This window comes from Roseibium denhamense (assembly GCF_009711415.1).
GTDB classification, from domain to species: domain Bacteria; phylum Pseudomonadota; class Alphaproteobacteria; order Rhizobiales; family Stappiaceae; genus Roseibium; species Roseibium denhamense.
Genome location: NZ_SMLZ01000106.1, coordinates 119,126 through 143,495 on the forward strand (window position 1 = coordinate 119,126; position 24,370 = coordinate 143,495).

The 24,370-nt window shown below is 56.0% G+C and carries 22 protein-coding genes; 8 read left to right on the top strand and 14 right to left on the bottom strand.

Features of this window, described 5'->3' with window-relative positions; translation table 11 throughout:
- Positions 1-7: 7 nt before the first annotated feature.
- From E1180_RS10335 to E1180_RS10385, 11 genes are all read right to left on the bottom strand, one after another.
- The gene (locus E1180_RS10335) at positions 8-2,410 is read right to left on the bottom strand and encodes a PAS domain-containing sensor histidine kinase (RefSeq protein WP_244314032.1); all 2,403 of its coding nucleotides are present in this window, start codon (positions 2,408-2,410) and stop codon (positions 8-10) included.
- A 353-nt stretch (positions 2,411-2,763) separates the two neighbouring features.
- Positions 2,764-4,152 (bottom strand): adenosylhomocysteinase, encoded by a 1,389-nt coding sequence (gene ahcY, locus E1180_RS10340; RefSeq protein ID WP_155191091.1) that lies wholly within the window; start codon positions 4,150-4,152, stop codon positions 2,764-2,766.
- A 247-nt stretch (positions 4,153-4,399) separates the two neighbouring features.
- Positions 4,400-4,897, bottom strand: coding sequence for a hypothetical protein (locus E1180_RS10345; RefSeq protein WP_155191092.1), 498 nt, complete (start codon positions 4,895-4,897; stop codon positions 4,400-4,402).
- 12 nt (positions 4,898-4,909) lie between these two features.
- On the bottom strand, positions 4,910-5,572 hold the full coding sequence (locus E1180_RS10350; protein ID WP_155191093.1) for a SatD family protein: 663 nt from the start codon (positions 5,570-5,572) through the stop codon (positions 4,910-4,912).
- A gap of 151 nt (positions 5,573-5,723) precedes the next feature.
- A complete protein-coding gene (locus E1180_RS10355) occupies positions 5,724-7,031 on the bottom strand; it encodes a class I SAM-dependent methyltransferase (protein ID WP_155191094.1) in 1,308 nt (435 codons plus the stop codon).
- A gap of 84 nt (positions 7,032-7,115) precedes the next feature.
- Entirely contained in the window at positions 7,116-7,391 is a 276-nt protein-coding gene (locus tag E1180_RS10360; RefSeq protein WP_155191132.1) for an HPr family phosphocarrier protein, read from the bottom strand.
- A 31-nt stretch (positions 7,392-7,422) separates the two neighbouring features.
- A complete protein-coding gene (locus E1180_RS10365) occupies positions 7,423-7,827 on the bottom strand; it encodes a PTS sugar transporter subunit IIA (protein WP_155191095.1) in 405 nt (134 codons plus the stop codon).
- A 117-nt stretch (positions 7,828-7,944) separates the two neighbouring features.
- A complete protein-coding gene (locus tag E1180_RS10370) occupies positions 7,945-8,412 on the bottom strand; it encodes an HPr kinase/phosphorylase (RefSeq protein WP_155191096.1) in 468 nt (155 codons plus the stop codon).
- Positions 8,409-10,226 (bottom strand): sensor histidine kinase, encoded by a 1,818-nt coding sequence (locus E1180_RS10375; protein WP_155191097.1) that lies wholly within the window; start codon positions 10,224-10,226, stop codon positions 8,409-8,411. The genes E1180_RS10370 and E1180_RS10375 overlap by 4 nt, the downstream gene beginning before the upstream one ends.
- Before the next feature lie 23 nt (positions 10,227-10,249).
- Positions 10,250-10,948, bottom strand: coding sequence for a response regulator transcription factor (locus E1180_RS10380; RefSeq protein ID WP_155191098.1), 699 nt, complete (start codon positions 10,946-10,948; stop codon positions 10,250-10,252).
- Between the two features lie 118 nt (positions 10,949-11,066).
- The gene (locus E1180_RS10385) at positions 11,067-11,354 is read right to left on the bottom strand and encodes a hypothetical protein (RefSeq protein ID WP_155191099.1); all 288 of its coding nucleotides are present in this window, start codon (positions 11,352-11,354) and stop codon (positions 11,067-11,069) included.
- 91 nt (positions 11,355-11,445) lie between these two features.
- On the opposite strand from E1180_RS10385, the gene E1180_RS10390 reads away from it, so the two are divergent.
- From E1180_RS10390 to E1180_RS10425, 8 genes are all read left to right on the top strand, one after another.
- On the top strand, positions 11,446-13,050 hold the full coding sequence (locus E1180_RS10390) for a phosphoenolpyruvate carboxykinase (RefSeq protein WP_155191100.1): 1,605 nt from the start codon (positions 11,446-11,448) through the stop codon (positions 13,048-13,050).
- Between the two features lie 138 nt (positions 13,051-13,188).
- On the top strand, positions 13,189-13,524 hold the full coding sequence (locus tag E1180_RS10395) for an XdhC family protein (protein WP_155191101.1): 336 nt from the start codon (positions 13,189-13,191) through the stop codon (positions 13,522-13,524).
- 13 nt (positions 13,525-13,537) lie between these two features.
- Positions 13,538-14,164, top strand: a complete 627-nt coding sequence (locus E1180_RS10400) for a LysE family translocator (RefSeq protein ID WP_155191102.1) — start codon at positions 13,538-13,540, stop codon at positions 14,162-14,164.
- Positions 14,165-14,168: 4 nt separating this feature from the next.
- Complete coding sequence (locus E1180_RS10405; protein ID WP_155191103.1) at positions 14,169-14,861, top strand: XdhC family protein; 693 nt, start codon at positions 14,169-14,171, stop codon at positions 14,859-14,861.
- Positions 14,858-16,480, top strand: coding sequence for an NTP transferase domain-containing protein (locus E1180_RS10410; protein WP_155191104.1), 1,623 nt, complete (start codon positions 14,858-14,860; stop codon positions 16,478-16,480). The genes E1180_RS10405 and E1180_RS10410 overlap by 4 nt, the downstream gene beginning before the upstream one ends.
- 26 nt (positions 16,481-16,506) lie before the next feature.
- On the top strand, positions 16,507-17,151 hold the full coding sequence (locus tag E1180_RS10415; RefSeq protein ID WP_155191105.1) for a hypothetical protein: 645 nt from the start codon (positions 16,507-16,509) through the stop codon (positions 17,149-17,151).
- A 291-nt stretch (positions 17,152-17,442) separates the two neighbouring features.
- Positions 17,443-17,652, top strand: coding sequence for a hypothetical protein (locus tag E1180_RS10420; RefSeq protein ID WP_155191106.1), 210 nt, complete (start codon positions 17,443-17,445; stop codon positions 17,650-17,652).
- A 328-nt stretch (positions 17,653-17,980) separates the two neighbouring features.
- Positions 17,981-21,349, top strand: coding sequence for a PAS-domain containing protein (locus E1180_RS10425; protein ID WP_155191107.1), 3,369 nt, complete (start codon positions 17,981-17,983; stop codon positions 21,347-21,349).
- 64 nt (positions 21,350-21,413) lie between these two features.
- Here the strand turns inward: E1180_RS10425 and E1180_RS10430 are convergent, their stop codons facing one another.
- The 3 genes from E1180_RS10430 to E1180_RS10440 all read right to left on the bottom strand — a co-directional run bounded on the left by E1180_RS10430 (position 21,414) and on the right by E1180_RS10440 (position 24,353).
- A complete protein-coding gene (locus E1180_RS10430; RefSeq protein WP_155191108.1) occupies positions 21,414-21,821 on the bottom strand; it encodes a F0F1 ATP synthase subunit epsilon in 408 nt (135 codons plus the stop codon).
- A gap of 104 nt (positions 21,822-21,925) precedes the next feature.
- The gene (gene atpD / locus E1180_RS10435) at positions 21,926-23,350 is read right to left on the bottom strand and encodes a F0F1 ATP synthase subunit beta (RefSeq protein WP_155191109.1); all 1,425 of its coding nucleotides are present in this window, start codon (positions 23,348-23,350) and stop codon (positions 21,926-21,928) included.
- 118 nt (positions 23,351-23,468) lie between these two features.
- Entirely contained in the window at positions 23,469-24,353 is an 885-nt protein-coding gene (locus tag E1180_RS10440; protein ID WP_155191110.1) for a F0F1 ATP synthase subunit gamma, read from the bottom strand.
- Positions 24,354-24,370: the final 17 nt, after the last annotated feature.

Genomic DNA, 24,370 nt, shown 5'->3' on the forward strand with positions numbered 1-24,370 from the left:
GCGCGGCTTACTCGGCCGCGTCCTGATCGGCCAGATCCGGACGGGCCGGGAAAGTACAGGTGACGGTTGTTCCGGTTCCTTCGAGAGAGACAATGTCGACCGTCCCGCCGTGCAGTTCCACAAAGCTTTTCACAATTGCAAGGCCCAGTCCGGCCCCTTGCCGCCGCGCCCCTGTGTCATGTCCCACGAAGCGGTTGAAAACCTGCGTCAGGATTTCCGCCGGAATGCCATAGCCGTGGTCTTTGACAACAAAGGATACGGTATCATTTTCGCGCGCACATGTGACATCCACAACTCCATCCGGCTCGGAGTATCTCACGGCATTCGAGATGAGATTGAAGAGAACCTGACGGAGGCGCTTTTCATCCGCAATCATGTTGCCGATATCGGACGGCACGTGGGTTTGCAGCGTAATGCGGGCTTCTGCAATCCGGTCTTTAAGCCCTTCAACGGCTGCAGACACGGTTGAGGCGACATCGACTTCCCCGAGATCCAGCTCCATGATCCCCGCATCGAGCGTTGCCAGATCGAGAATATCGTTGATGATCGCAAGAAGCGCCGAAGAGGATGACTGGATATAGTCGGCGTATTCGCTTTGCTTGTCGGAAAGATCGCCAAACTTCGGGTCGGACAGAAGCTGCGCAAAGCCGATGATGTTGGTCAGCGGAGACCGTAACTCGTAAGACACATGCTGAATAAAGGCGTTCTTGATCTGGTCGGCCTGTTCAAGCGCCTCGTTCTTCTCAACGAGGGCCCGTTCCACATTCACACTATCGGTGACGTCCACGAAAGTGACGAGTGTGCCGCCATCGGGCAAAGGTACGGTGGCGTAGTCCAGAACGTCGCCATTGTGCCGCTCGAGCCGGCTGACTTTTTGTGTCCGGTTGTCCAAAAGCCCCGTTACATTTCCAGCCAGTTGTTCCCAGGCCTCCTTCTCCACATCGTTCAGCGTGCAAGCCGACACGACTTCCTTCACATGCGGCAACTCGGCAAGCTGATCTTCCTCGAGTCTCCAGATTTTGCCAAATGCCGGGTTCCAAAGCCGCAGTTTTCCGTCCGAGCCGAACACGGCAACCGCTTCGGATAGATTATCAAGCGTTTCGCCCTGGACCCGTGCCAGCGCGTTATAGCGGCTTTCCAGATCCAACTGCTCGGTCACGTTTTCATAGATATAGGTGACACCACCTTGCGAATGCGGATTTGCAATCACACGCAAAGTGCGTCCATCCGGCAGGTGCCACCAGTTTTCCTTGGCCTCGAGAGATTGATAGCTCTCCAGCATCTTGTTCCGCCAAACGCGGTAATCAGCCTGCTCGGGCAATTTCCGCGCAGCCCGCAACGCATCAAGAACAGCGCCATCCTCCGGCCGCGATTCCAGAAATGCCGGATCGAGATCCCAGAGCTGGCGGAACGCGGCATTGTAGAACTGCAGCTTCCGGTCGCTTCCGTAAATCGCAACGGCAGCTGCAAGCTGATCAAGGGTGCGCCCGTGGAAGTCCTCCGCACGGTTGAGTTCTTTCCGCGCCTGCTCCATTTCACTGATATCGACGGCAATGCCGGCTCCGCCGACATTCGCGTTGACATCAGTCACCTCAAATACACAGCGTTCGCCGCAGGCCACAATCGGGATCCGCGCGTTGAAGCAGCCATCCTCGTCCCGCTGGACAGCCATTGCCGTGCGGGCTGCGGCGTCCAGGAATGCGGTGCCATCCTGAATTACCTGTTCCGCGTTCGGCATCTCGACCGCCTCGGCGTAGGCCTGATTGGCCCAAATAAGGTTGCCTTCCGCATCCCGCTGCCAAGCCGGTGCGGGCATAGCATCAAGAAGCGAATGCAGCATGTGCAGTTCGCCTGAAATCTTTGCGTTGCGCGCGGCCAGTTCCGCCTGCATCTGCCGTTCGCCGGTAAGGTCCCGCAACCGCAAAACCACAGCGCCGCCCGTGGTGCGCCCATGGGCTTCGACGTAACTGCCGGTCCGGGTCTTTAACGTGGTCGAGAAGGTTTCGCCGGACCGGAAAAGCATATCCAGGTGCCGTTCCAGATCGCCCGCGCATTTTGCCGTCAGCCAGCTGCCGAATGCCAGAAGCTGCGCCGGGGGCCGCGGGACACCTGACTTGTCTGGAAGAATGCCCCAGATCTGAGGCATGGCCCCGTTGCCGGTCCAAACGATCACACGCTGTTCATCTGTGTTGAGCATGGCTTCAAGCCGGTCAACACGGAACTTCAGATCGCTTTTTTCCTTTTCGAGGGCCTCAGTAAGGTCCGCGGACTGTCTCCGGTGGCGGATGAGAACGGCTGCGGTCGTAATGGCAAATGCGCACATTCCGCCCAAGGCGCCAAACAGGATCATCATGTCGGGATTAATTGCAGCCAGGGTATCGGAGAGAACGTCTGCAGAGGCAGGACGCATGGACGCTGCAAGACCAACGAGAGCGGTGCCGCTCAGCTGAATCTTTTTCAGACTCCAATCTCGCCACGCCGCGCGATTGCGCGCGCCGTCCCCGCCGCCTTTCGGCATGTTATGAACCCCTTACGCCGCCATGGTCCGCCAAATGCGGATTTGTGCCCCAAATTCTGGGAGCAAATCAAAGGCATTCGCCTCAGGCCTCTGATTCGTTAAAACCATAACCTTTTTGCGAATCGCGCAGAAGAGTCGGTAACCGAAAAGTTAACAGGACCGTTCAAATTGAACGGTCCTGTCGATTTTTGTTCACAAGGTCGAATCAGGGGCAAAACAATATGTTGTGGCCCGAGCTCGCCAAATCAGTATTTGTAGTGTTCTGACTTGAACGGACCAACCTTATTAATCCCCAGATATTGGGCCTGATCGTCACTCAATTCGGTTAACGTCACACCAAGCTTCTCAAGGTGCAGGCGTGCGACCTTTTCATCGAGGTGCTTCGGCAGGACGTAAACTTCGTTCTTGTACTGATCACCCTTTGTGAAGAGCTCGATCTGGGCCAGCACCTGGTTGGTGAAACTTGCTGACATCACGAAGCTCGGGTGACCGGTGGCATTGCCAAGGTTCACGAGACGGCCCTGGGACAGAAGGATCATGCGCTTGCCATCCGGGAACTCGTACATGTCGACCTGATCCTTGACCGGACGCAGCTTTGTGTTCTTGAGCGCAGCGACCTGGATCTCATTGTCGAAGTGACCGATGTTGCAGACGATCGCCATGTCCTTCATCTCACGCATGTGATCGAAGGTGATGATGTCCTTGTTGCCCGTGGCGGTCACATAGATGTCGCCCTCGGGAAGAGCCTGTTCCATCGTCTTGACTTCAAACCCGTCCATGGCCGCCTGGAGCGCGCAGATCGGATCGATTTCGGTCACGATGACACGGGCGCCGGCACCAGCAAGCGATTGGGCTGAGCCTTTGCCGACATCGCCATAACCGCACACCACTGCCACTTTACCGGACATCATGACATCGGTGCCGCGGCGGATGCCGTCGACAAGCGACTCCCGGCAACCGTAGCGGTTGTCGAATTTGGACTTGGTGACACTGTCATTGACGTTGATGGCCGGGAACGGCAGCGCGCCGTTTTTCTGCATCTCATAAAGACGCAGAACACCGGTGGTGGTTTCTTCCGAAACGCCCTGGATCAGGTCGCGCTGTTTGGTGAACCAACCCGGGTTTGCAGCAAGACGCTTCTTGATCTGCGCAAACAGGGCCTCTTCTTCTTCCGATTTCGGATCCTCGATAAGTCCGGTCTCACCAGCTTCGACGCGAGCGCCGATCAGGATGTAGAGGGTCGCGTCGCCGCCATCATCCAGGATCATGTTGGCGCCATCCGGGAAGTCGAAGATCTTGTCCGCGTAATCCCAGTATTCTTCGAGCGTCTCACCCTTGACCGCGAAGACTGGAACGCCGGAAGCAGCGATCGCAGCAGCAGCCTGGTCTTGCGTAGAGTAGATATTGCAGGACGCCCAACGCACTTCAGCACCCAGCGCCACAAGTGTCTCGATCAGAACCGCAGTCTGAATCGTCATGTGGAGCGATCCGGCAATGCGGGCGCCCTTGAGCGGTTTAGACTCGCCGAATTCTTCCCGGCAGGCCATCAGGCCCGGCATCTCGTGCTCGGCAATTTCGATCTCGGTGCGGCCCCAGTCTGCGAGCCCGATGTCTTTAATGATGTAATCAGCCATGAAAAGGTCCTGCTGTTTGGTCCAGCGACATGCCAGTCCTCAGGTGCCAAGTAGCGCCGCCTAAAGCCTCGGTGTTTGAGCTCTTGAGGCATCAGCGTTACTCATCTGAATTCCAAGTTAGGAATTCGCTGCGGGGTATATACCGCCCAGCGGCAAATCTGGCAATAAAGATATAAAGAATTCTTTATATGATCCAAACTCGTTCGACATCCCTTACAGTAAGCCAGTCCTTTGAACGGGCCTAAAGCTAGCCTTTTCCTTGGCTGAGCACACCCTCGGCTCCAAAAAGCCAGTCTTTCGGCAAAACCTGAAAACCCAGTTGCGCGTCATACACCACCAACAGGACTGCACAGCCGACGGCCCAAAGAATGCTCGAGAATGATCCTATCAGAAAGTATTCAGCGTCGATTTTTTCATCCAGCTCCTTATGACGGGCAACCGTTTTCAGCGCGATCACCGCCAGAATCACTTCCCACTTTCCGTAAATAACACCGCCGACGATCAGCGCCCGCTCCAGATAGCCAATGTATCTGCCGGAATTGTTGCGGTCGTCCGTCTGTGCGGTCTCGCCGCCGGATTGGAGGCTCTCATTGCCAACTTGCTTGGCGCGGAGTTTTTCAAGCAGGTCTTTTTCGCGTTTTCCGGCCCCGCTCCGCTCGAGAGTGTATCTGGCAAACCACGTGCCACCGTCCAGGAGCACATAGACGATCAGGATATAACCCGCGATTTGAAGTATGAACTGCAAAACCGTGTGTCTCTATTCGGTCAAGGCTGTGCTCAGGTAGCCGCGAAGAGCGGTCAGGCGGTTATTGTAAGCGTCCCATTCCGCGCGCTCCACTGACTTGTAAACCGTCCGCTGTGCAACTTTCAATTCCGCTGCCGTAGCTTCCACATCGGCGTTTTTTTCCCGCCAGCATTTCAGGGTTTTCATTTGGGCGGCCGTCCAGGCCAATTCCATTTCTGTCAACACACCGCCCATAGCCTCCAGCAAATCTTGAGTTGCAGTCATCCTGGCGTCCGCTTCAGCCTTCAATAAGGTGAAACGGTAAGCATTCGTGTCCTGTTTTTCGTTCAGCCGCGCACGTGCCCCGGCCAGTCCGTCCCCCAGCATGTTCCAGGCCGCTTCTTTGTTGACAGGTGTCTGCAGGACCGACTGGCCGACTACAAAACGGCAGGCAATTCCGGAGAAAAGCAAATCCAAACGCATTGTGTTGGCAATCTCAAATGCATCGCCGGGATTGTCCAGCAACCCCTGGAATTCATCGCCAAGCGTGATGGTCAAGGGAGAGGCGAGCTTAGCGGCGAATTGTTGATTTGCGTCCCGAACGGCCTTGTTGAATTTTGAATACAGGTCCTGACGCGGGAGCTCTTCGCTCTTGATGATGTCTCCCATCAAAACAGTACAGTGCCGTGCTGCCATCCCGCGTCTTTCTCGTCCTCAACCGCCGAAAGCTCAATATACGACACAATATCGTATCTAATCACATTTTATGATACGTTTTTATATCATTCAATACTAATGATATATTTTTGTATCTCACAGGCAGATTTGAAATCATTTCGGGTCAATTTCAGTAAAGATCAGCCCGAGTTGGCGGTAACCCGGATGGGCCTTTAGTCCGTTTTGAAGACACTGTCTGGAAAATATTAATCGAGCCGCGCTCAAAGCCTAGCGAGACACCGCACAAATACGCGAGCCATAGCCGGTACCGCTGCTCCCCAATTTCGGCGATTGCTGCTTCCTTGACCGCTGTCAGGTTCTCCGCCCACAGCCGCGTGGTCCGCGCATAGTGCTCGCGCCACGCCTCGACGTCATGAACTTCAAACCCGTGATGCTCAAGGTTCGTCAGTGTCCACCCGATGTGATCCACCTCACCCCCGGGGAAAATGTACCGGACCAAGGCCTGGTATTCCGGCTTTTTCCGGCGGAACGCTTTAAGGTTTTTCCGCCCTCTGCGGGTAATGGCGTGATGCAGGTAAAGCCCGCGCGGACGCAAAAGCTTGTGCACGCTTTGAAAGTAATTGTCATAGTTGTCCAGGCCGACAGCCTCGAACATGCCAATCGACGAGATTTTGTCGAAACGCCCTTTCGGTAAATCGCGATAGTCGATCAGCTCTACCGAAACCCGGTCTTGCAGGCCACGTTCGGCAATACGTTCGCGCGCCAGTTTTGCCTGCTCTTCTGCAAGGGTAACGCCCAGCGCACTGACGCCATAATGCTCCGCCGCATGACAAATGAGCGCGCCCCAGCCACACCCGATATCCAGCATCCTCTCGCCCGGCTTCAAGCGAAGTTTCCGGCAAATCATATCGAGCTTGTCTTTCTGTGCCGTTGCAAGATCGTTCGACCAGTCCGTGAAATAGGCACAGGTGTAAACCAACTCCGGATCCAAAAAGAGCCGGTAGAAATCGTTTGAGACATCATAATGAAACGCGATATCGCTTTTCCGGCTTCCCGAGCTGCGATCGGCGGCCTTTCCGGCATCCAGACCCTCAATGCCATCAGCATTCCCGGAACTTCCAGGGCCCCTTAAGACCGGTATGAGATTTTTCAGCAACAGGGATTTGTTCAGCTTTTTCCGGATATCGCGGCTTTTCACTTTGGGGCGTTTTTCCGCAAAGTCGAAGATGCTGCCGCCGATAGGATCAATGTCGGATATCGAATAGAGATCGACCACTGTCTTGAGCGATGGCCGCCGGACAAGCCGAAGGAGTGCGTGTTCGGACAAGACGATCCTCAGGCCGTCTTTTGGCAGATCGGGCGGAACCGTCGCACCATCCCAGAGTTCGAAACCGAACTGAAGATCCAGAATGTCATGAAAGTGCTGCAGAACAGCTTCAACCGCATTGCGGTACCGGTTCCGGGCGTCTTGCACCATCTCTTCCCCACTCACCCCAAATGCGCGGCAGTTCAAGTGGGATGCCCAAAGGCAACCGGCAGACGGAAACCTGCCGTGATCCGCTCAATCCGTCTCGCCAAATCCATTGTCGACCAGCGCCGCGATTGCGGTCATGGCCGCCTCCGCTTGCGGGCCGCTAATGCAAACGCGTATGCAACATCCCGGACTGGCCGCGAGCATCATCAACCCCATGATGGACGTTCCACCGACAGTCTGCCCGTCTTTTGAGACTTCAACGTCAGCTTCAAAGGTTTCAACCAGCTTGACCAGCTTTGCCGAGGCCCTTGCATGGAGGCCCCGCCGGTTGACTATGGTCAGATCTTTTTCAAGGACGGTCATGTCGGTCATAAGATGGGCGGGTGTTTCTTGATTATGTTTGTCCCGACAGCACCTGGCTGGCGACAGAAATGTACTTTTGGCCCGCCTGGCGGGCTTCATCGACAGCTTCGGCGAGACCCCGGTCTGAACGGACGCTTGCCAGCTTGATGAGCATCGGAAGATTCACGCCGGCAACGACTTCAACAGATTTGCTGTCCATTACGGAGATCGCAAGATTGGATGGTGTTCCGCCGAACATGTCGGTCAGCAGCACAACACCCTGACCACTGTTTGCGGCCTCAACCGCTGTCAGAATGTCCTGACGGCGTTGCTCCATGTCGTCATCCGGCCCTATGCAGATGGTTTCAACTTGCTCTTGCGGACCGACAACATGCTCGAGCGCTGCCTTGAATTCCTCAGCAAGGCGTCCGTGGGTGACGAGTACAAGTCCGATCATACGTATAAAGGCCTGAAAATCATGTGCTGAAGCTCACTAGGGAGCAGGGCGTTTATCAGTCTGCAGCACTCTCGGCAACCGTTTCAACAGTTGCAAGCAAAAAACGCGTCCGCGTGTTTAAATGTAACTGGGACTGAACGGATAGAGCCTTCGGAGCCCCCAACGGATTAGCCGCGTACTGGCACTTTCCTGCCGCTCTGGGCAAACCAAATACGGTAGCTCGACGCCCTGAAGTGCGACCTGCGCGAGAGGGCGGTCCGGCAAACGCTCGATCTGATGCAATGGCTTCAGATCAATCACGAGGTGAACCCGTGCCGCACCAAAGCATGACACCCCTGTAATGCCAAAGCCCCGGACCTCAAGTTTTCCTTCAATTTCCTTTGGCGCCATCGCAAGGAGCCGCCCGGCAACCGGCATCAAGTCAACGCGGTCATCTGTCACAAACCCTGCCAGGTGACCAAGCCGGCTGGCCGACACCAGCAGCCTGTCCGAAAGGGCCGATTTGCCTGATCCCGATCGACCGCGGATCAATAAACCAGCGGTGCCCACAACAACACAATTGGCATGAATGTTGTCGCCAGTCATTTTCCAGATCCAGCAAGGAGCTGGATGATGAACCGCGCACCGGCGACGGTCTGACCGCCCTTGCCGTCAGGCTCCATGCGGTTGGTTGCATTCAGTGAGCCGCCATGGGCCTCGATAATCTGCCGGGATATGGAAAGCCCCAAACCCGAGTTGTTTCCGAAACCTTCATTGTCCGGGCGGTCCGTGTAAAACCGCTCGAAGATCCGCTCCGTGTTTTCGGCGCGGATACCCGGTCCTTCATCGTCAACGAGGATCTTGATCCATCGCCCTTCCCGGCTCAGGTCAACGCGCACGGTCCCCTTGGGCGGCGAGAAGGAGCGTGCATTGTCTAGCAAGTTGCTAACCACTTGGCCTAAGCGGATGTCGTGGCCTTGCATCTGGTAGGGCTTGTGGCCGGGTGCGTCCGCCACCGACAACTTCACACTTGGATCTTCCGCGCCGCTCCGCTGATTGACGGCATCCGCCATATTGCGCAGCAACTCAGCAATATCGATGGTCTCGGATTGGATCCGCGCAAGTTCCGCATCCAGGCGGGACGCATCAGAAATATCGCTGATCAAGCGGTCCAACCGGCGCACATCGTGCTGGATCACCTCCATCAAACGGTCTTTCGATTCCTTGGATTTGGCGAGCGGCAATGTTTCAACGGCGCTGCGGAGCGATGTGAGCGGATTCTTCAGTTCATGGGCAACGTCAGCTGCAAACTGCTCAATGGCGTCAATCTTATCGTAGAGCGAATAGGTCATCTCGCGGAACGCTCTGGCCAGATGGCCGATTTCATCCTGGCGATCAGAGAAGTCCGGTATTTCTTCGCGGGAATTCGAACCGTGCCGGACCCGGTCGGCAGCCGCAGCCAGCCGCCGTACCGGCCCAGCGATTGTTCCCGCCAGCAGGATCGACAGCAAAATGGTGACAGTGGCTGCGACCAGAAAAACGCGGATGATCGCGATCCGCTCCGCGCGCACGATGGCGTCGATATCGCCGCCTTGCGTTGACAGCAAAAGCGATCCGAGCACCGCCCGGAACCGCTGGATCGGCACGGCCACGGAGACGATCAACTCGCCGCGCTGGGAAACACGGGTCACACTCGCGGGTGAGCCCGCCAAGGCAGCTTCGACCTCCGGATAAGCACGGCCGTCACCTCCGCCGACTTCCTGGTAGATCGGCAAATCACCCTGGCTCAGCCAGCGCTTAGTCCATTGCCAGACTGAATCCAGAACACCTTGTTCCTCCGACGTTGGTGGAGGAAGGTCGAACCGCAGAATTTGCGCACTGGAATAAAGATGGCGGGAATCCAATATCAGGATCCCCTCGGGATCATAGATCCGGGCGCGGGTTTTCGTTGGAGAAATCAGCCGCCTCAGGACCGGGCCAACCCGTTCCGGATTAATCGGAAAATCGAGGCTGTCGAGATCATCATTGGTAGGCGTGATGCTTTCCCCCGCCTGAAGCTGAAGAAGCCGCTCGGGATCAACCGTGATAGTCCCCGTATCGACCGTAGCCGAAGCGGCAATCGCACCGGCTATGATCTCCCCTTGCGTCAAGAGGCTTTGCACCCTGGCATCAATAAGACCAGCCCGGAACTGGTTGAGATACAAAATGCCGATGACCAGCGCCAGAAGACCGACAAGGTTGATTGCGATGATGCGCCGGGTCAGTGAAGAAAGAACATAAGTCCCGAATATCCGGCCGAGCTGGTTGAGCAGGCGGCGGCGCAGACGGCGGTTTCCCAGGCGGCGCAAACGCGAGCGTTCGGACCCGCTATGCGGATCCGGTACCGACCCGGTGTCCATGCGCTCGCTGTCAACTGCCATTCAGGCCGCTTTCCGGTTCAACCCTATGCTTCGCGGAAACGATAGCCCACGCCGTAGAGGGTTTCGATCATATCAAAGTCATCATCAACAACCTTGAACTTCTTGCGAAGCCGTTTGATGTGACTGTCAATTGTCCGGTCGTCGACATAGACCTGATCGTCATAGGCCGCATCCATAAGGGCGTTCCGGCTCTTCACCACACCAGGGCGCTGTGCAAGCGCCGACAGGATGAGGAATTCGGTGACCGTCAGTGTTACCGGCTTGTTGTTCCAGGTGCAGGTATGGCGTTCCTGATCCATTACCAGCTGACCACGCTCCAGCAGCTTGTCAGCATCATCGCGTGCAGTGGTCGCATCTTTCGGCTGCGCGCGCCGCAGCACTGCCCGAACCCGCTCAACAAGCAGGCGCTGGGAAAACGGTTTCCGGATAAAATCGTCTGCGCCCATCTTCAAGCCGAACAGCTCGTCGATCTCGTCGTCTTTTGAAGTCAGGAAGATGACCGGCATGTCCGAGTTCTGACGCAAGCGCCTCAAGAGTTCCATTCCGTCCATGCGCGGCATCTTGATATCGAAAATAGCCAGCTCCGGCGGATCACTCTGCAGGCCATCCAGTGCCGATGTCCCGTCGGTATAGGTCTGAACCCGGTAACCTTCGGCTTCCAATGCAATAGAAACAGACGTCAGGATATTACGGTCGTCATCGACCAGAGCGATCGTCGGCATACTTGTTTTCCATCTTCGGCAACGCACCGATGGCGCGCTCGATCTTTAAAGTAACACACTGCCTTTGGCATTCTAAATGCGCATAAATTAAGGCAAACCAAGGCTTAACACGTCCAAATCACGGGCGATTAGGTTCGACTGCATCCTGCTTGGGACTTGCCGCGTTCGATTTCAAGACCCGATTGACACAAGTGCAAACGCCTTCAGCCGATAAGGCGGGTGAACTGCGTGTCAGGCGCGAAATCCATTCATAAATCTTCGAAAGATCCACCAAACCGAAGCATTCGAAACTTTCGTTTTTTAGTTTGACAGGAAAATTAATCATTCCATTTTTAATTGGCAAATTTAATCGATTAAACAACATCATAACCCATTTTGCCGACTTGCTGCCCTTAGGGCCTTCCACTACGTTCTCCGGACTTCGCCCCGGATTTATACTTTGTTAACGTTTCACGTCCGGCGGCGATGTATGCCCACATCACGAGGACAGCGGGACAATGCTAGAAATTGGTGTCAGGAATATCGGTTGTGAACCTTTTGGCTTCACGGACCTGAGTTCGGTGTATTGGAATCAGACCGAGCCTGCACTTTATGAGTATTCGCTGTCCCGCAAAGAAGCCCGTTTGGCGGCTGGCGGTGCCTTGGTTGCCGAAACAGGCATTCACACAGGCCGCTCTCCTAAGGACAAGTTCGTTGTCCGGGACGCTGAGACGGAAAGCACCGTTTGGTGGGACAACAATGCGCCAATGGACAAGGAGAAGTTCGACCTTCTTCTTGAGGATTTCCTGAACCATGCAAAGGGCATGGATCTCTTCGCGCAGGACCTATTCGGCGGCGCGGATCCCGCGCACCGGTTGCCCGTTCGGGTGTATACCGAGTTTGCTTGGCATTCCCTGTTCATTCGTAATCTCCTTTTGCGTCCGAGTGCGGAAGAGATTGCCGGTTTTGATCCGGAAATGACAATCATCGATCTGCCCAGCTTTCAGGCCGATCCGCAGCGCCACGGTTGCCGCAGCGAGACAGTCATTGCTGTCGATTTAACCCGCAAAATCGTCTTGATCGGCGGCACATCCTATGCCGGCGAGATGAAGAAGTCCGTATTCACCATGCTCAATCATCTCCTGCCAGCAAAAGGCATCATGTCGATGCATTGCTCGGCAAATGTGGGTGATGCCGGCGACACTGCCGTTTTCTTCGGGCTTTCGGGAACCGGCAAAACCACTCTTTCCGCAGATCCATCGCGAACCCTGATCGGAGATGACGAGCACGGCTGGAGCGAAAACGGCGTGTTCAATTTCGAAGGCGGCTGCTACGCGAAAACCATCAAATTGTCGGAAGAGGCAGAGCCGGAAATCTATTCAACCACACAGCGCTTTGGCACCGTTCTGGAGAACGTGGTGCTGGATGAACAGCGCGTGCCCGACTTCAATGATGGGTCCAAAACCGAAAACACACGCGCGGCCTATCCGATCCACTTCATCTCCAATGCAAGTGCGACCGGTCAGGCTCCTGTCCCGAGGACTATCATCATGCTGACGGCAGATGCGTTCGGTGTGATGCCGCCCTTGGCGCGTCTGACACCGGCGCAGGCCATGTATCACTTCCTGTCAGGTTACACGGCGAAAGTTGCTGGCACCGAAAAAGGCGTGACCGAACCGCAAGCAACGTTTTCAACCTGCTTCGGGGCTCCGTTTTTGCCGCGGCACCCATCGGAATACGGTAATCTCCTGAAAGAGCTTATCGCCAAGCATGATGTTGATTGCTGGCTGGTCAATACCGGTTGGACCGGCGGCGCATATGGCACGGGCAACCGTATGCCGATCAAGGCAACCCGCGCCCTTCTGCAGGCCGCGTTGTCCGGAAAGCTCAAAGATGCCGAGTTCCGCACAGATGCCAATTTCGGTTTCGAGGTTCCTGTCACGGTGGAAGGCGTCGACACAGCAATTCTGACACCTCGGGAAACTTGGGCTGACAAAGCGGCATACGATGAGCAGGCTGCAAAGCTTGTCCAGATGTTTGTCGGCAACTTCGAAACGTTCGAGGCGCATGTCGACGGGTCGGTTCTCAGTGCTGCACCGTCCATGCGCCTTGCGGCCGAGTAACACGTCAGCTCATAGAGCCAATTACGCCTTGCACCGGCGCCGGTTTCAAACCGGCGCCGTTTTTTCATGCGCCCTGGTCCTTTAATCACGCCAGAAACCCGATATATCTATCCGGTAACCGCTGAGGGAGACTTGAGGATGCGCAGCACTGCACGCCATACCCCCACCGACATTTTGAAAACTGCGGAAGTTTGGTTGAAGGCCGGCAAATCCGTTGCCTTGGCGACTGTGATTGAGACTTGGGGCTCCGCTCCGCGCCCAGCCGGGTCTCATCTTGTCATCGACAGTGATGGCAATTTTGAAGGGTCGGTTTCTGGCGGCTGTGTCGAAGGTGCTGTGGTAACCGAGGCCCTTGAGGTCATCGAGACACAGAAAGCCACCACCCTGGAATTCGGCGTTGCAGACGAAACAGCCTGGCAGGTTGGTCTTTCCTGCGGTGGGCGCATTAAAGTTTACGTGGAACCGGTCGTTTAAGGCGTCAAACACCATGACTTACGAAAGTCTCTTGGCTTTTCTTGCTGCAACGGCGCTTTTTGCCTACATGCCGGGCCCGGCATTGCTCTACACAGCTGCACAAACGTTATCCCGTGGCCGGAAAGCGGGTTTTATGGCAGCTTTGGGAATCCATTTGGGCTGCTATGTGCATGTTCTGGCGGCCGCTTTCGGCCTCTCCGCCCTGTTTACCGTTGTGCCGTCGCTCTACTTCGCGCTCAAGCTGATCGGTGGGGCCTATCTCATCTTTTTGGGTGTACAAATGATCCGCACTAAGGTCAGCGGCGGCACATGCCCCGACCTTCCTCACAAAAGCCCAAGGCGGTCCTTTGTCGACAGCGTTCTGGTGGAGGTTCTCAACCCAAAGGTTGCCGTCTTCTTCATCGCCTTCCTGCCGCAATTCGTCAGCCCGGAGGCTGGCTTGCCGATCTGGATGCAGTTCCTGCTGCTGGGAACGATCGTAAATCTGGCATTCACCTCAGCCGACCTGATCACCGTAATGTTCGCATCCGAAGTCAGGGACAGGTTAGCCCGTTCCTCCAAAGCGCAAGACGTCACCCGATGGATTGGCGGCAGCCTGATGGTCGGCCTCGGCGTTAAACTGGCAACGGACCGGACCTGATAAGATGGAACTAAGCCTTCTTGCACGCTTGAACGACCTGACGGAGAGACGTCGCGCGGCCATCGTCGTGACCAATCTGTCGGACAACACACAGCACCTTATTGAACGGACGGCAGATTTTTCAAGCCACCCCCTCGCGCAGGAGTTTGAACAGAGATTCTTGTCCGGCAAGTCAGGCACTGTGGAAACGGAAAAGGGACCGGTCTTCCTGACCGTTTCCGTTCCTCCGCCGCGGCTGGTCATTATTGGTGCCGTTCACATCAGCCAGGCCCTTGTGCCAATGGCCGAGATTGCCGGATTGTCCGTGACGGTCATTGATCCGCGGACAGCATTTGCAACGGAAGACCGGTTTGCCGGAAGCGTGCTCAAAGCCGATTGGCCCGAAGAGGCGTTGAAGGACACCCCTCTCGATGCCTTTACGGCGGTCGCAGCGGTGACGCACGATCCCAAGATTGACGATTATCCGCTTCTGGCCGCGCTTGAAGCAAACTGTTTTTATGTTGGCGCGCTCGGAAGCCGCAAGACCCACGCAAAACGCTTGGAAAGGCTACAGAAGGCTGGAGCCGACCCTACGCGGTTTTCGCGCCTCGATGCCCCGATAGGTCTCGATATCGGAGCGGCTTCGCCTGAAGAAATTGCTGTTGCGGTCTTGGGCTCGGTGATCAAGGCGATGCGCAAACCGGAGGCGGATGCATGAGGTTTGGGCCCTGCCCGACATTAGAAGCCGCCGGCTCCATCCTCGCCCACAAGACAAAGGCTGGGGACAAGACGTTCAAGAAAGGACACAGGCTCACTGGCGCAGATTGCGAGCAGCTGATGCAGGCTGGATTTCAGGAATTGACGGTTGCGCGGACCGAACCTGGAGACGTGCTGGAGGATCCGGCCGCTGACCGGCTGGCACGGGCGGCGATGGCTGGCGGATTGACCGGTGAGGATGCCTTCACCGGACGCGTCAATCTCTACGCTGCAACAGATGGCCTTTTGGTGGTGAACCCGGCCGCGATCAATGCCGCCAATCGCATTGACCCGGCGATCACGTTTGCGACGCTTGAAAACCATACATCTGTCGCCGAGGGGCGGATGGTGGCGACCGCGAAAATCATTTCCTTTGCCGTTCCCGAAACAGCTCTGAAAGAAGCAGAAGTTGCCGTTGCAAAGGCAGTCTCGGTTGTCCCGTTCCAGGCACAGAAGGTTGGTCTGGTCGCGACCGAATTGCCGCACTTGAAGACCTCCACCATGGACAAGACCCGCCGGGTCCTCGAACAACGGCTTCAATTGAGTGGGAGCCATATCCTGGCCGAAAAGCGGGTCCCTCACGATACTTCAGCCGTCGCCGATGCCATCGCTGATCTGAAAGACAGTGGAGCGGAGCTGCTTATCCTTTTCGGAGCGTCAGCTGTGGTCGACCGGCAGGACGTTTTGCCATCAGCCATCGACCGTGCAGGTGGTACCGTGAAGCATCTCGGTATGCCGGTGGATCCGGGCAACCTCCTTATGCTGGCGGACGTAAACGGCACGCCCGCCATAGGTGCCCCCGGGTGCGCTCGAAGCCCGAAGGAAAACGGCTTCGATTGGGTCCTCGAAAGGCTGCTCGCCGGCCTCACGGTGACATCTGAAGACATTACCGGCATGGGGGTTGGGGGTTTGCTGATGGAGATCGGGTCACGGCCGCAACCTCGGGAGCGGTCCAAACCGGTTGCTAGACCGCGTATTGCTGCGATCATCCTTGGGGCTGGAAAATCCTCCCGCATGGGAGGCCCGAACAAGCTGCTCGCCCAGCTGGATGGAAAGTCGCTCATCCGTCATGTGGCCGAAGCCACGGTACAGTCCGGGGTAGAGACTGCTATGCTGGTGACCGGCCACCGCGGCGATGAGGTCGCTGCCGAAGTAGAGGACCTTCCGGTCGTGCGGGTTCATAATCCAGACTATGCAGATGGAATGGCCGGGTCGATCCGGACCGGCGTGAATGCGCTGCGTGCCGGTATTGATGCGGTGTTTATCCTCCTCGGGGACATGCCAAGCATAACATCAGACCATCTGAAAGCGCTCATTGGAACCTATCAGGCGGAAGCTGGACCCAAAATTGTCATTGCCACCGCAAACGGTAAACGCGGCAACCCGGTTCTCTGGGACAAAGGCTTTTTCGGAGCCCTAAAGTCTCTTTCCGGCGACATTGGTGCCCGGCATGTCATTGCAGACAACCTCGAACTTGTTGCCGAAGTGGAAATCGGGGCCCCTGCACGAATGGACCTGGACACTCCGGAAGCCTTGACCGCAGCCGGGGGAAGGGTTGCCAACGGCTCAACCTCTGATTAACGACACAGTAAGCCGCAGCACCTAGTGTGCGCATCACTGATGCAATTATTAAACGGCGCTTCCATGCCCCGATATTTTCCTGTTTTTATTATCTTTTTTTGATTACCGGATGCCAGCACACAGGGGAACAAAAACCTGCAACGCGAATCGGCAAAATCATCGTTCAACCAATAAATGACAGTAACCAAGCCGTCATCGCTGCTTCGCTAAGGTCACGCTTTCAAACCGTGCGGAATGATATCAATCGGCAGCTGCCGCCAGATGCACCTTCAAGTGATCTGATCGTTGACGTAGAAGAGGTTAAATATGTGGCACCGTCCGGGATATTCATGTTCGGTCGCAGCCGTTTAGAAGGCCGTCTGTATTTGACCTCGCAGGCGGACGTCACACCCTTTAAATTCAAAATGACCGACGCAATGGACGCCCCGTTAGGCACAATTCTGAAGATGGATAGCTATTATAGCCCGCGTGAGACTTTTGCTCGCCTTTCCGATAATTTGGCAGCCAAATTCTCCTCTTACTACGGTCGCACTTACGGAATAGGCACGTTGAACCGATATGAGGTTGCCACGAGAGCAGGTCCGGCTTTTCCAAGTCAACCAACAGTGCCTACGACCCGGCACCCCGGTCAGGTTGCGCCGCCGCCACTAGTGCTGCGGGGCGGAACATAAGCCGGATTTAGCGAACATGTCTGGGGAGCTGTTCTACGCGAGAGGTTAATCCGGTTTAACCCGATATGCAGCGGGTGCAGAACCGCCATGCCAGCTCACCTATTGCATTTTTGTGACACAGCGCATATTTAAATCCTGCGCTTGCTGAAGAGCACCCGACTTACTGGGTTGGACACCGGATGACGTCCCGGGCGCCGCTTACATCCGTATCTTTTAAAAGCTGTTCGGATCCTCTCCTCCAGGGGATGCTCGAGCGCTTTTTTGCGTGTTAGAAGAATAAAGGAAACTACGATGGCTGATCTGTCTCTCCCCCGCCCGGGCTGCTGCAAATGGGCAGAAGGCGACGCTGGAAACTACATTTTCCCGTGCTCCAACCGTGTTGAGGCCGGTGTTTCCTATTGCACTGAACACAGCGCAATCGTGTACATCCCGCCGGAAGAACGCCGCCGCAGCCGCTCTAACGGTGGCGGTATGAGCCTGTCCTTCCGCCGGGCAGCATAAATTAAAAGCTGCTTAAACATAAAAGCAGAATTCCCGTGAAATATCACGGACCTAGAAACCCGGTCTTCGAACCGGGTTTTTTGTTGCCCAAACAAATCCCTGCCAAAACCACCAGTACCACGCCCACAGAAGCCAGCCCTTATACCTGCAATAAATACTGACCTATGGTCACTTCGCCCTTATTGTGAATACGTAAGAGGCAAATGTTATTCTTAACAAATAATAAATCTCACAAATCAAGTTAAGTGTTTCTTTTATCGATCCGTACAAACTACGCCCAAGTTAGTGCCGTATACTAAGTAACAACTGGCACAGCAAAGAGGCCCGGATGACATTGGCATTGCCACAGAACGAGTTAGAGCGGCTTGAAGCTCTCCGCGAGTTGGCGCTCCTGGGATCAGACCGCCTGCCTGAATATGATGCTGTCGTGGATGCGATCGCTGCCATATTTGATTGCCCCATCGCACTGATTTCGCTGGTTGATGCCGAAGAGCAGTGGTTCAAGGCACGGGTTGGTCTCGACATCGATTGTACCCCGCGCAGCGTGTCGTTCTGCCAGCACGCACTGGAATCCGACGATATCCTGATTGTTCAAGACGCACGCCTGGATGAGCGTTTTAAAGACAATCCGCTGGTGACCGGTGAACCGCACATCCGCTTTTACGCTGGCTATCCGCTCTCTCTGGATGGGCGTAACCGCATCGGTACGCTATGCGTGATTGACCGCAAACCACGGCTGCCGCGGCCCGAGCAATTGCAGCAACTCCGCAGAATGGGATCGGTCGTTGAGGGATTGTTCAAGACCCACAAGGCCAACCTTACCGCCGCAGAGGCAAGACGGCATGCAGAGCGCGAGCACGAAATTGCCGAGCGGGAAAGCATTCTGCTCGAAGAAATTACAGCAGTCTCGGGCGTGGGCGGCTGGGAAATGTGTCTTCGGACCAACGAGGTCACCTGGACGCGCAAGACCCGAGAAATTCACGAAGTTCCGGCGGACTACGTTCCAACGATCGACGCCGCGATCTCCTTCTATCCTCCTGCGAGCCGCAAGCAAATTACAGACGCGATCAGTAAAGCAACGCGCACGGGAGGCCGCTGGGACCTGGAGCTGCCGTTCCGGACGGCAAAGGGACGTGATATCTGGGTTCGGGCGGTCGGACGCCCCATTATGGACGGCGACACTCCGATCCGTCTGGTGGGCGCACTTGAGGATATTACAGACCGCAAGAGACAGGAACAGGAACTGCGGAAGTCTGAGGTGATCCACCGGACGACACTTGAATCCCTGGAAGAAGGTGTACTGCTTCTCAGCCCAACGGGATTGATCCAGTCCTGCAATCCATCTGCGGCCCAAATGATGGGGTATCGGGCAGATCAGATTATTGGCCGACCTGTCAGCGGACTTGGGCTACAAGTGCAGTGTGATGGCGCCACCGGCGGCTGTGATCCGTTTTTGCTGGCGGCGCGGGATCCGGCTGCTGTGTCCAACCTGGTTGCCAGCATCGTGCCGAACGGCCGGCCGCACAGCATGTGGCTTCGGCTGAATGCCAGGGCGATTGTTAACGCTGGCCCGAACAGCCTCGCAGCCGTCGTGGTGTCCATGGCCGACATTACGGAAACCAAGAAACAGGCTGACACATTACAGGTGGTCTTTGAAAATTTGCCAGGAGGGCTGGTCTATTACGATGCCGATGAACGGCTTGCGACCTGCAACATGGCGTTCAAAGAGATGCTGGATCTGCCTCAGGAATTGATCGATGGGAACGCAAGCCTGGAAGATGTGGCGCGTTTCATGGCCGAACGCGGAGACTATGGCGACGGGGATCTTCAGGAACTCCTGAAAAACCGCCTGGCAGTTATCAGATCCAAAGATACCGCGATTTACGAACGCAGCGCGCCCGACGGCAGGGTTCTGGAGGTGCGCGGTACATCCTTGGAAAGCGGCGGCCATATCGCCAGCTTCTATGATGTTACCGAGCGAAAGGCTGCAGAAGCTGCCGTCCACCAATCCGAACTCATAAACCGGACGACCCTTGAGGCCTTGAGCGAGGGTGTGGTTCTGCTGGATCGGGACGGGATCATCAAATCCTGTAATCCGGCTGCGACCGATCTTCTTGGTTTTAACGCAGAAGAAATCATCGGCCGCCGCTTGCAGGACCTTGGTATGGAGGCAAGCTGCACAATCCATGGCAAGCCATGTGATCCGTTCCATCTGGCGGCTGCGGACCCAGATGCGGCAACGGACATGCTGGTGTGCGTCGTTCCAAATGGGCGCTCGACCAGAAGCTGGTTGCGCTTAAACGCGACTGCGGTCGATCACACCGGCGACAGCGTGCAGGAAACTGTGGTGTTGTCGATCACCGACATAACCGAGACGAAGAACCAGGCGGATCAGCTCAACGTGATTTTCGATAACGTTCCGGGCGGCTTCGCTCATTTCGATGAAACGCGGCAGTTGACCCGCTCCAATCGTGAGGTGGCCCGCATCCTGGACTATCCGGACGAGCTGATGGACCAAAAGCTTCACTTGCTCGACTATATGAAATTCAATGCAGAACGGGGCGATTATGGAACCGGCGACCCGGAAACGTTGGCGCTGGAGCGGCTCAACGCGTTCCCGCCGGACCAGCCGCACAGGTTCGAACGGTCATCAGCTGATGGAAAATACATCGATTTCCGCAGCACACCGCTTCCAAACGGTGGTTTCATCTACAATTGCTTCGATATAACCGAGCGCAAGACACTTGAAAAACAGCTTGCTGAGAACGAACGCCAGGCCCGCCAGCGCAATGAGGAACTCGAGGCCATTCTTGCCAACATGCGGCAAGGCGTCAGCGTGTTTGATCAGTCAGGCCGGTTGCGCGTCTGGAACCAGCAGTATCTGGATATCTTCAACAAACCGGATAGCGAGGTTCAGGTCGGCAAGACACTTGTGGAGCTGATTTCAGCCGAGAAAGACCGCGGCGAATTCGAAGGTGATGTCCAAGAGCATGTCATGGACCTGATGATCCGCCTGTCTGCCGGTGAAGTGGTCAGGTCGAAGTTCGGCCATCCGTCAGGAAAGGTGATAAGTGCGGTCCATGCCCCCATGCCGGGCGGCGGCTGGATTGGAACACACGAAGACATCACCTTGCGTGAACAGGCACAGGCTAAAATCACCTATGCAGCCCACCATGATAGTTTGACCGGACTTGCCAACCGGACCTTGTTCAATGCCAAGCTTGATGACGCCCTGATTGCAACTCAAATCCAGGGAACATTCAGCGATCTGATGCTGCTGGACTTGGACAAATTCAAACCGGTCAATGACACCTTTGGGCACGATGTGGGAGACGAGCTTCTCAAGCAGGTTGCGCAGCGGTTGAAAGACTGTGTCCGCGCCTCCGATCTGGTCGCAAGACTTGGCGGAGATGAATTCGCAATCATCCTGGGTGGAACGGGAGTTGAGTCCGCCGGAACAGCTGAGATCGCTGAACGGATCGTGTTCAAGCTGAATTCACCGTTCGTGATTTTCGGACATACGATTTCGATTGGCGCCAGCATCGGGATTTCCCAGATTAATGATGCGGAGCCAGACAGCAGCAGCGTTATCAAGAAGGCAGACATTGCCCTTTACGATGTCAAACATGGCGGCCGGAATGGATACCGGTTTCATCGGGAAATAGAAGAGCGCTGGCGGGCCAAAAACACCGCGTAACAAAAAACGCGGCCTGTTGCCGGGCCGCGTTCGTTTTTGGAGAAGCTTATCTAAAGCGCGTTCTTTAAGCCGCCTTCAGTGCCTCTGCCACGTCCTTCAGCTGAGACACTGTCATCTCGGCTTTTTGTTTCGTGTCGTCGTCTTTTGCGTCAGCAACATCTTCCTCGGCATTCTGAATTGCCTGGTCGAGCTGCTCTTTCTTGATCTCAGTGACCGGGATTGCTTGCTCGGCCAAAACGGTCAGGCCGCCTTGAGCAACATCTGCGAACCCGCCGCGGACAAAGTATTCATCCCATGCGCCGCCGTCCTTGCGGACTTTCAAGATGCCAGGCTTGATGGTGGACATGAACGGGCTGTGGTTCTTCAGAACGCCAAACTCGCCTTCGGTGCCCGGTACAACGACCTCGGCGACCTGTTCGGACAGGAGCTGGCGCTCCGGCGAGACCAACTCAAACTGGAAAAGTTCAGCCATTTGGCGTCTTCCTTGTCAGTCATCGGTTCAGATAGCGGGCGAACAAGCCGCACTATCATACAAGAGAAAACCGGACGCCGACTTCCAGCGCCCGATCCAACGCGTTAAGCAGCTTCTGCAGCCAGCTTCTGAGCCTTTTCGATAGCTTCCTCGATGGAACCAACCATGTAGAAAGCAGCTTCCGGCAGGTGATCGTACTCGCCATTAACGAGACCCTTGAAGCCCTTGATCGTATCTTCCAGAGCGACGAGCTTACCCGGAGAACCGGTGAAGACTTCAGCCACGAAGAACGGCTGAGACAGGAAGCGTTCGATCTTACGGGCACGTGCCACGGTGAGCTTGTCTTCTTCAGACAGTTCGTCCATGCCGAGAATTGCAATGATGTCCTGAAGTGCCTTGTAGCGCTGCAAAGTCACCTGAACGGCACGCGCGGTTTCGTAGTGCTCTTCGCCAATGATGTTGGCGCTCAGCATACGCGATGTGGAATCCAATGGATCCACGGCCGGATAAATGCCTTTTTCAGCAATTGAGCGGTTCAGAACCGTGGTCGCATCCAAGTGCGCAAAGGTCGAAGCTGGTGCCGGGTCAGTCAAGTCATCGGCCGGGACGTAAACGGCCTGAACGGACGTAATTGAGCCCTTGTGGGTTGTCGTGATCCGCTCCTGCATGCCGCCCATGTCGGTGGCAAGAGTTGGCTGATACCCCACAGCAGACGGGATACGGCCGAGAAGTGCGGACACCTCAGAGCCAGCCTGGGTGAAGCGGAAGATGTTGTCCACGAAGAACAGAACGTCTTGGCCCTTGTCGCGGAAGTCCTCTGCGATCGTCAGTCCGGTCAGTGCTACGCGAGCACGTGCGCCGGGAGGTTCGTTCATCTGACCGTAAACGAGAGCTGCCTTGGAGCCTTCTCCGCCGCCTTCCTTGTTCACGCCGGATTCGATCATTTCCCAGTAAAGGTCGTTGCCTTCACGGGTCCGCTCACCAACACCGGCGAAAACGGAGTATCCGCCGTGCGCCTTAGCGATGTTGTTGATCAGCTCCATGATGAGAACGGTTTTACCAACGCCGGCGCCGCCGAACAGACCGATCTTACCACCCTTTGCGTACGGTGCGAGAAGGTCGACGACCTTGATGCCCGTCACAAGGATCTCAGCTTCGGTGGACTGCTCCACGAATTCCGGAGCTTCCTGGTGGATCGCACGCTTGTCGTCGTGCTTGATTTCGCCAGCTTCATCAACCGGCTCACCAATCACGTTCATGATGCGGCCCAGGGTGCCGTCACCAACCGGAACCACGATCGCGGATCCAGTGTCCGTTACTTCCTGACCGCGGACCAGTCCCTCGGTGGAGTCCATCGCAATCGTGCGAACTGTGTTTTCACCCAGGTGCTGAGCAACTTCGAGCACCAAGCGGTTGCCCTGGTTGTCTGCTTCAAGAGCGTTCAGGATCAACGGCAGATGGTCATCGAACTTGACGTCGACAACGGCGCCGATGACCTGGGTAACCCGTCCGACTTTTTTGTCAGCCATATCCCTAATCCTCGTCTCGATCCCGTTAGATCAACCGGCTTTCATTCCCTAGAAAGCTGATAAGTTGATCGACTTTAATTCTGTTCAGGTAAACCGCGCCAAGGGGGCGCGGTTCACTTTAAAGCGCTTCCGCGCCTGAGATAATTTCAATCAGCTCGGTCGTAATCTGAGCCTGACGCTGGCGGTTGTAGTTGATCGTCAGTTTGTCGATCATGTCGCCGGCGTTGCGCGTCGCATTATCCATTGCGGACATACGGGCGCCCTGCTCGGATGCCGCGTTCTCCAGGAGTGCACGGAAGACTTGAACCGAGATGTTCCGCGGCAGAAGGTCAGCCAGGATCTCCGCTTCGTCGGGCTCGTATTCGTAAACCGAACTAGCACCTTCCCCGGACGTTCCCTCACTCGCTTCAAAGTGGGCGGGTATCAACTGTTGAGCAGTTGGCACCTGGGAAATGACCGACTGGAATGTCGCATAGAACAGTGTGCAGACGTCAAATTCCTCATTTTCATACAATGAGAGGATTTTCCGACCGATTTCGTCCGCATTGGAGAAACCGACGTTTTTTACGCCACGCAGCTCGATGGTTTCGATCACGTGCTGGCCAAGGTCGCGCTTGATCGCGTCGAAGCCCTTTTTGCCCACACAGAGAATCTTGACCGTTTTGCCCTGAGCGATCAGGCTCTTCGCCTTTTCGCGCGCCAGTTTGGCAATGTTCGTGTTGAAGCCCCCGCAAAGACCGCGCTCGGCCGTTGCAACGACCAGGAGATGAACCTGGTCATTGCCCGTACCGGACATCAGCTTCGGAGCATCGTCGCGGCCTTCGAAAGCCACGGCAAGGTTGGCCAGCACGCTTTCCATGCGCTCCGCATAGGGACGCGCGGCCTCCGCAGCTTCCTGGGCACGACGCAGTTTCGCCGCGGCCACCATTTGCATGGCCTTGGTGATTTTCTGCGTCGCCTTCACGGAAGCGATGCGGTTTCGTAAGTCCTTCAGGCTCGGCATGGCCGCCCCTGCTCCTT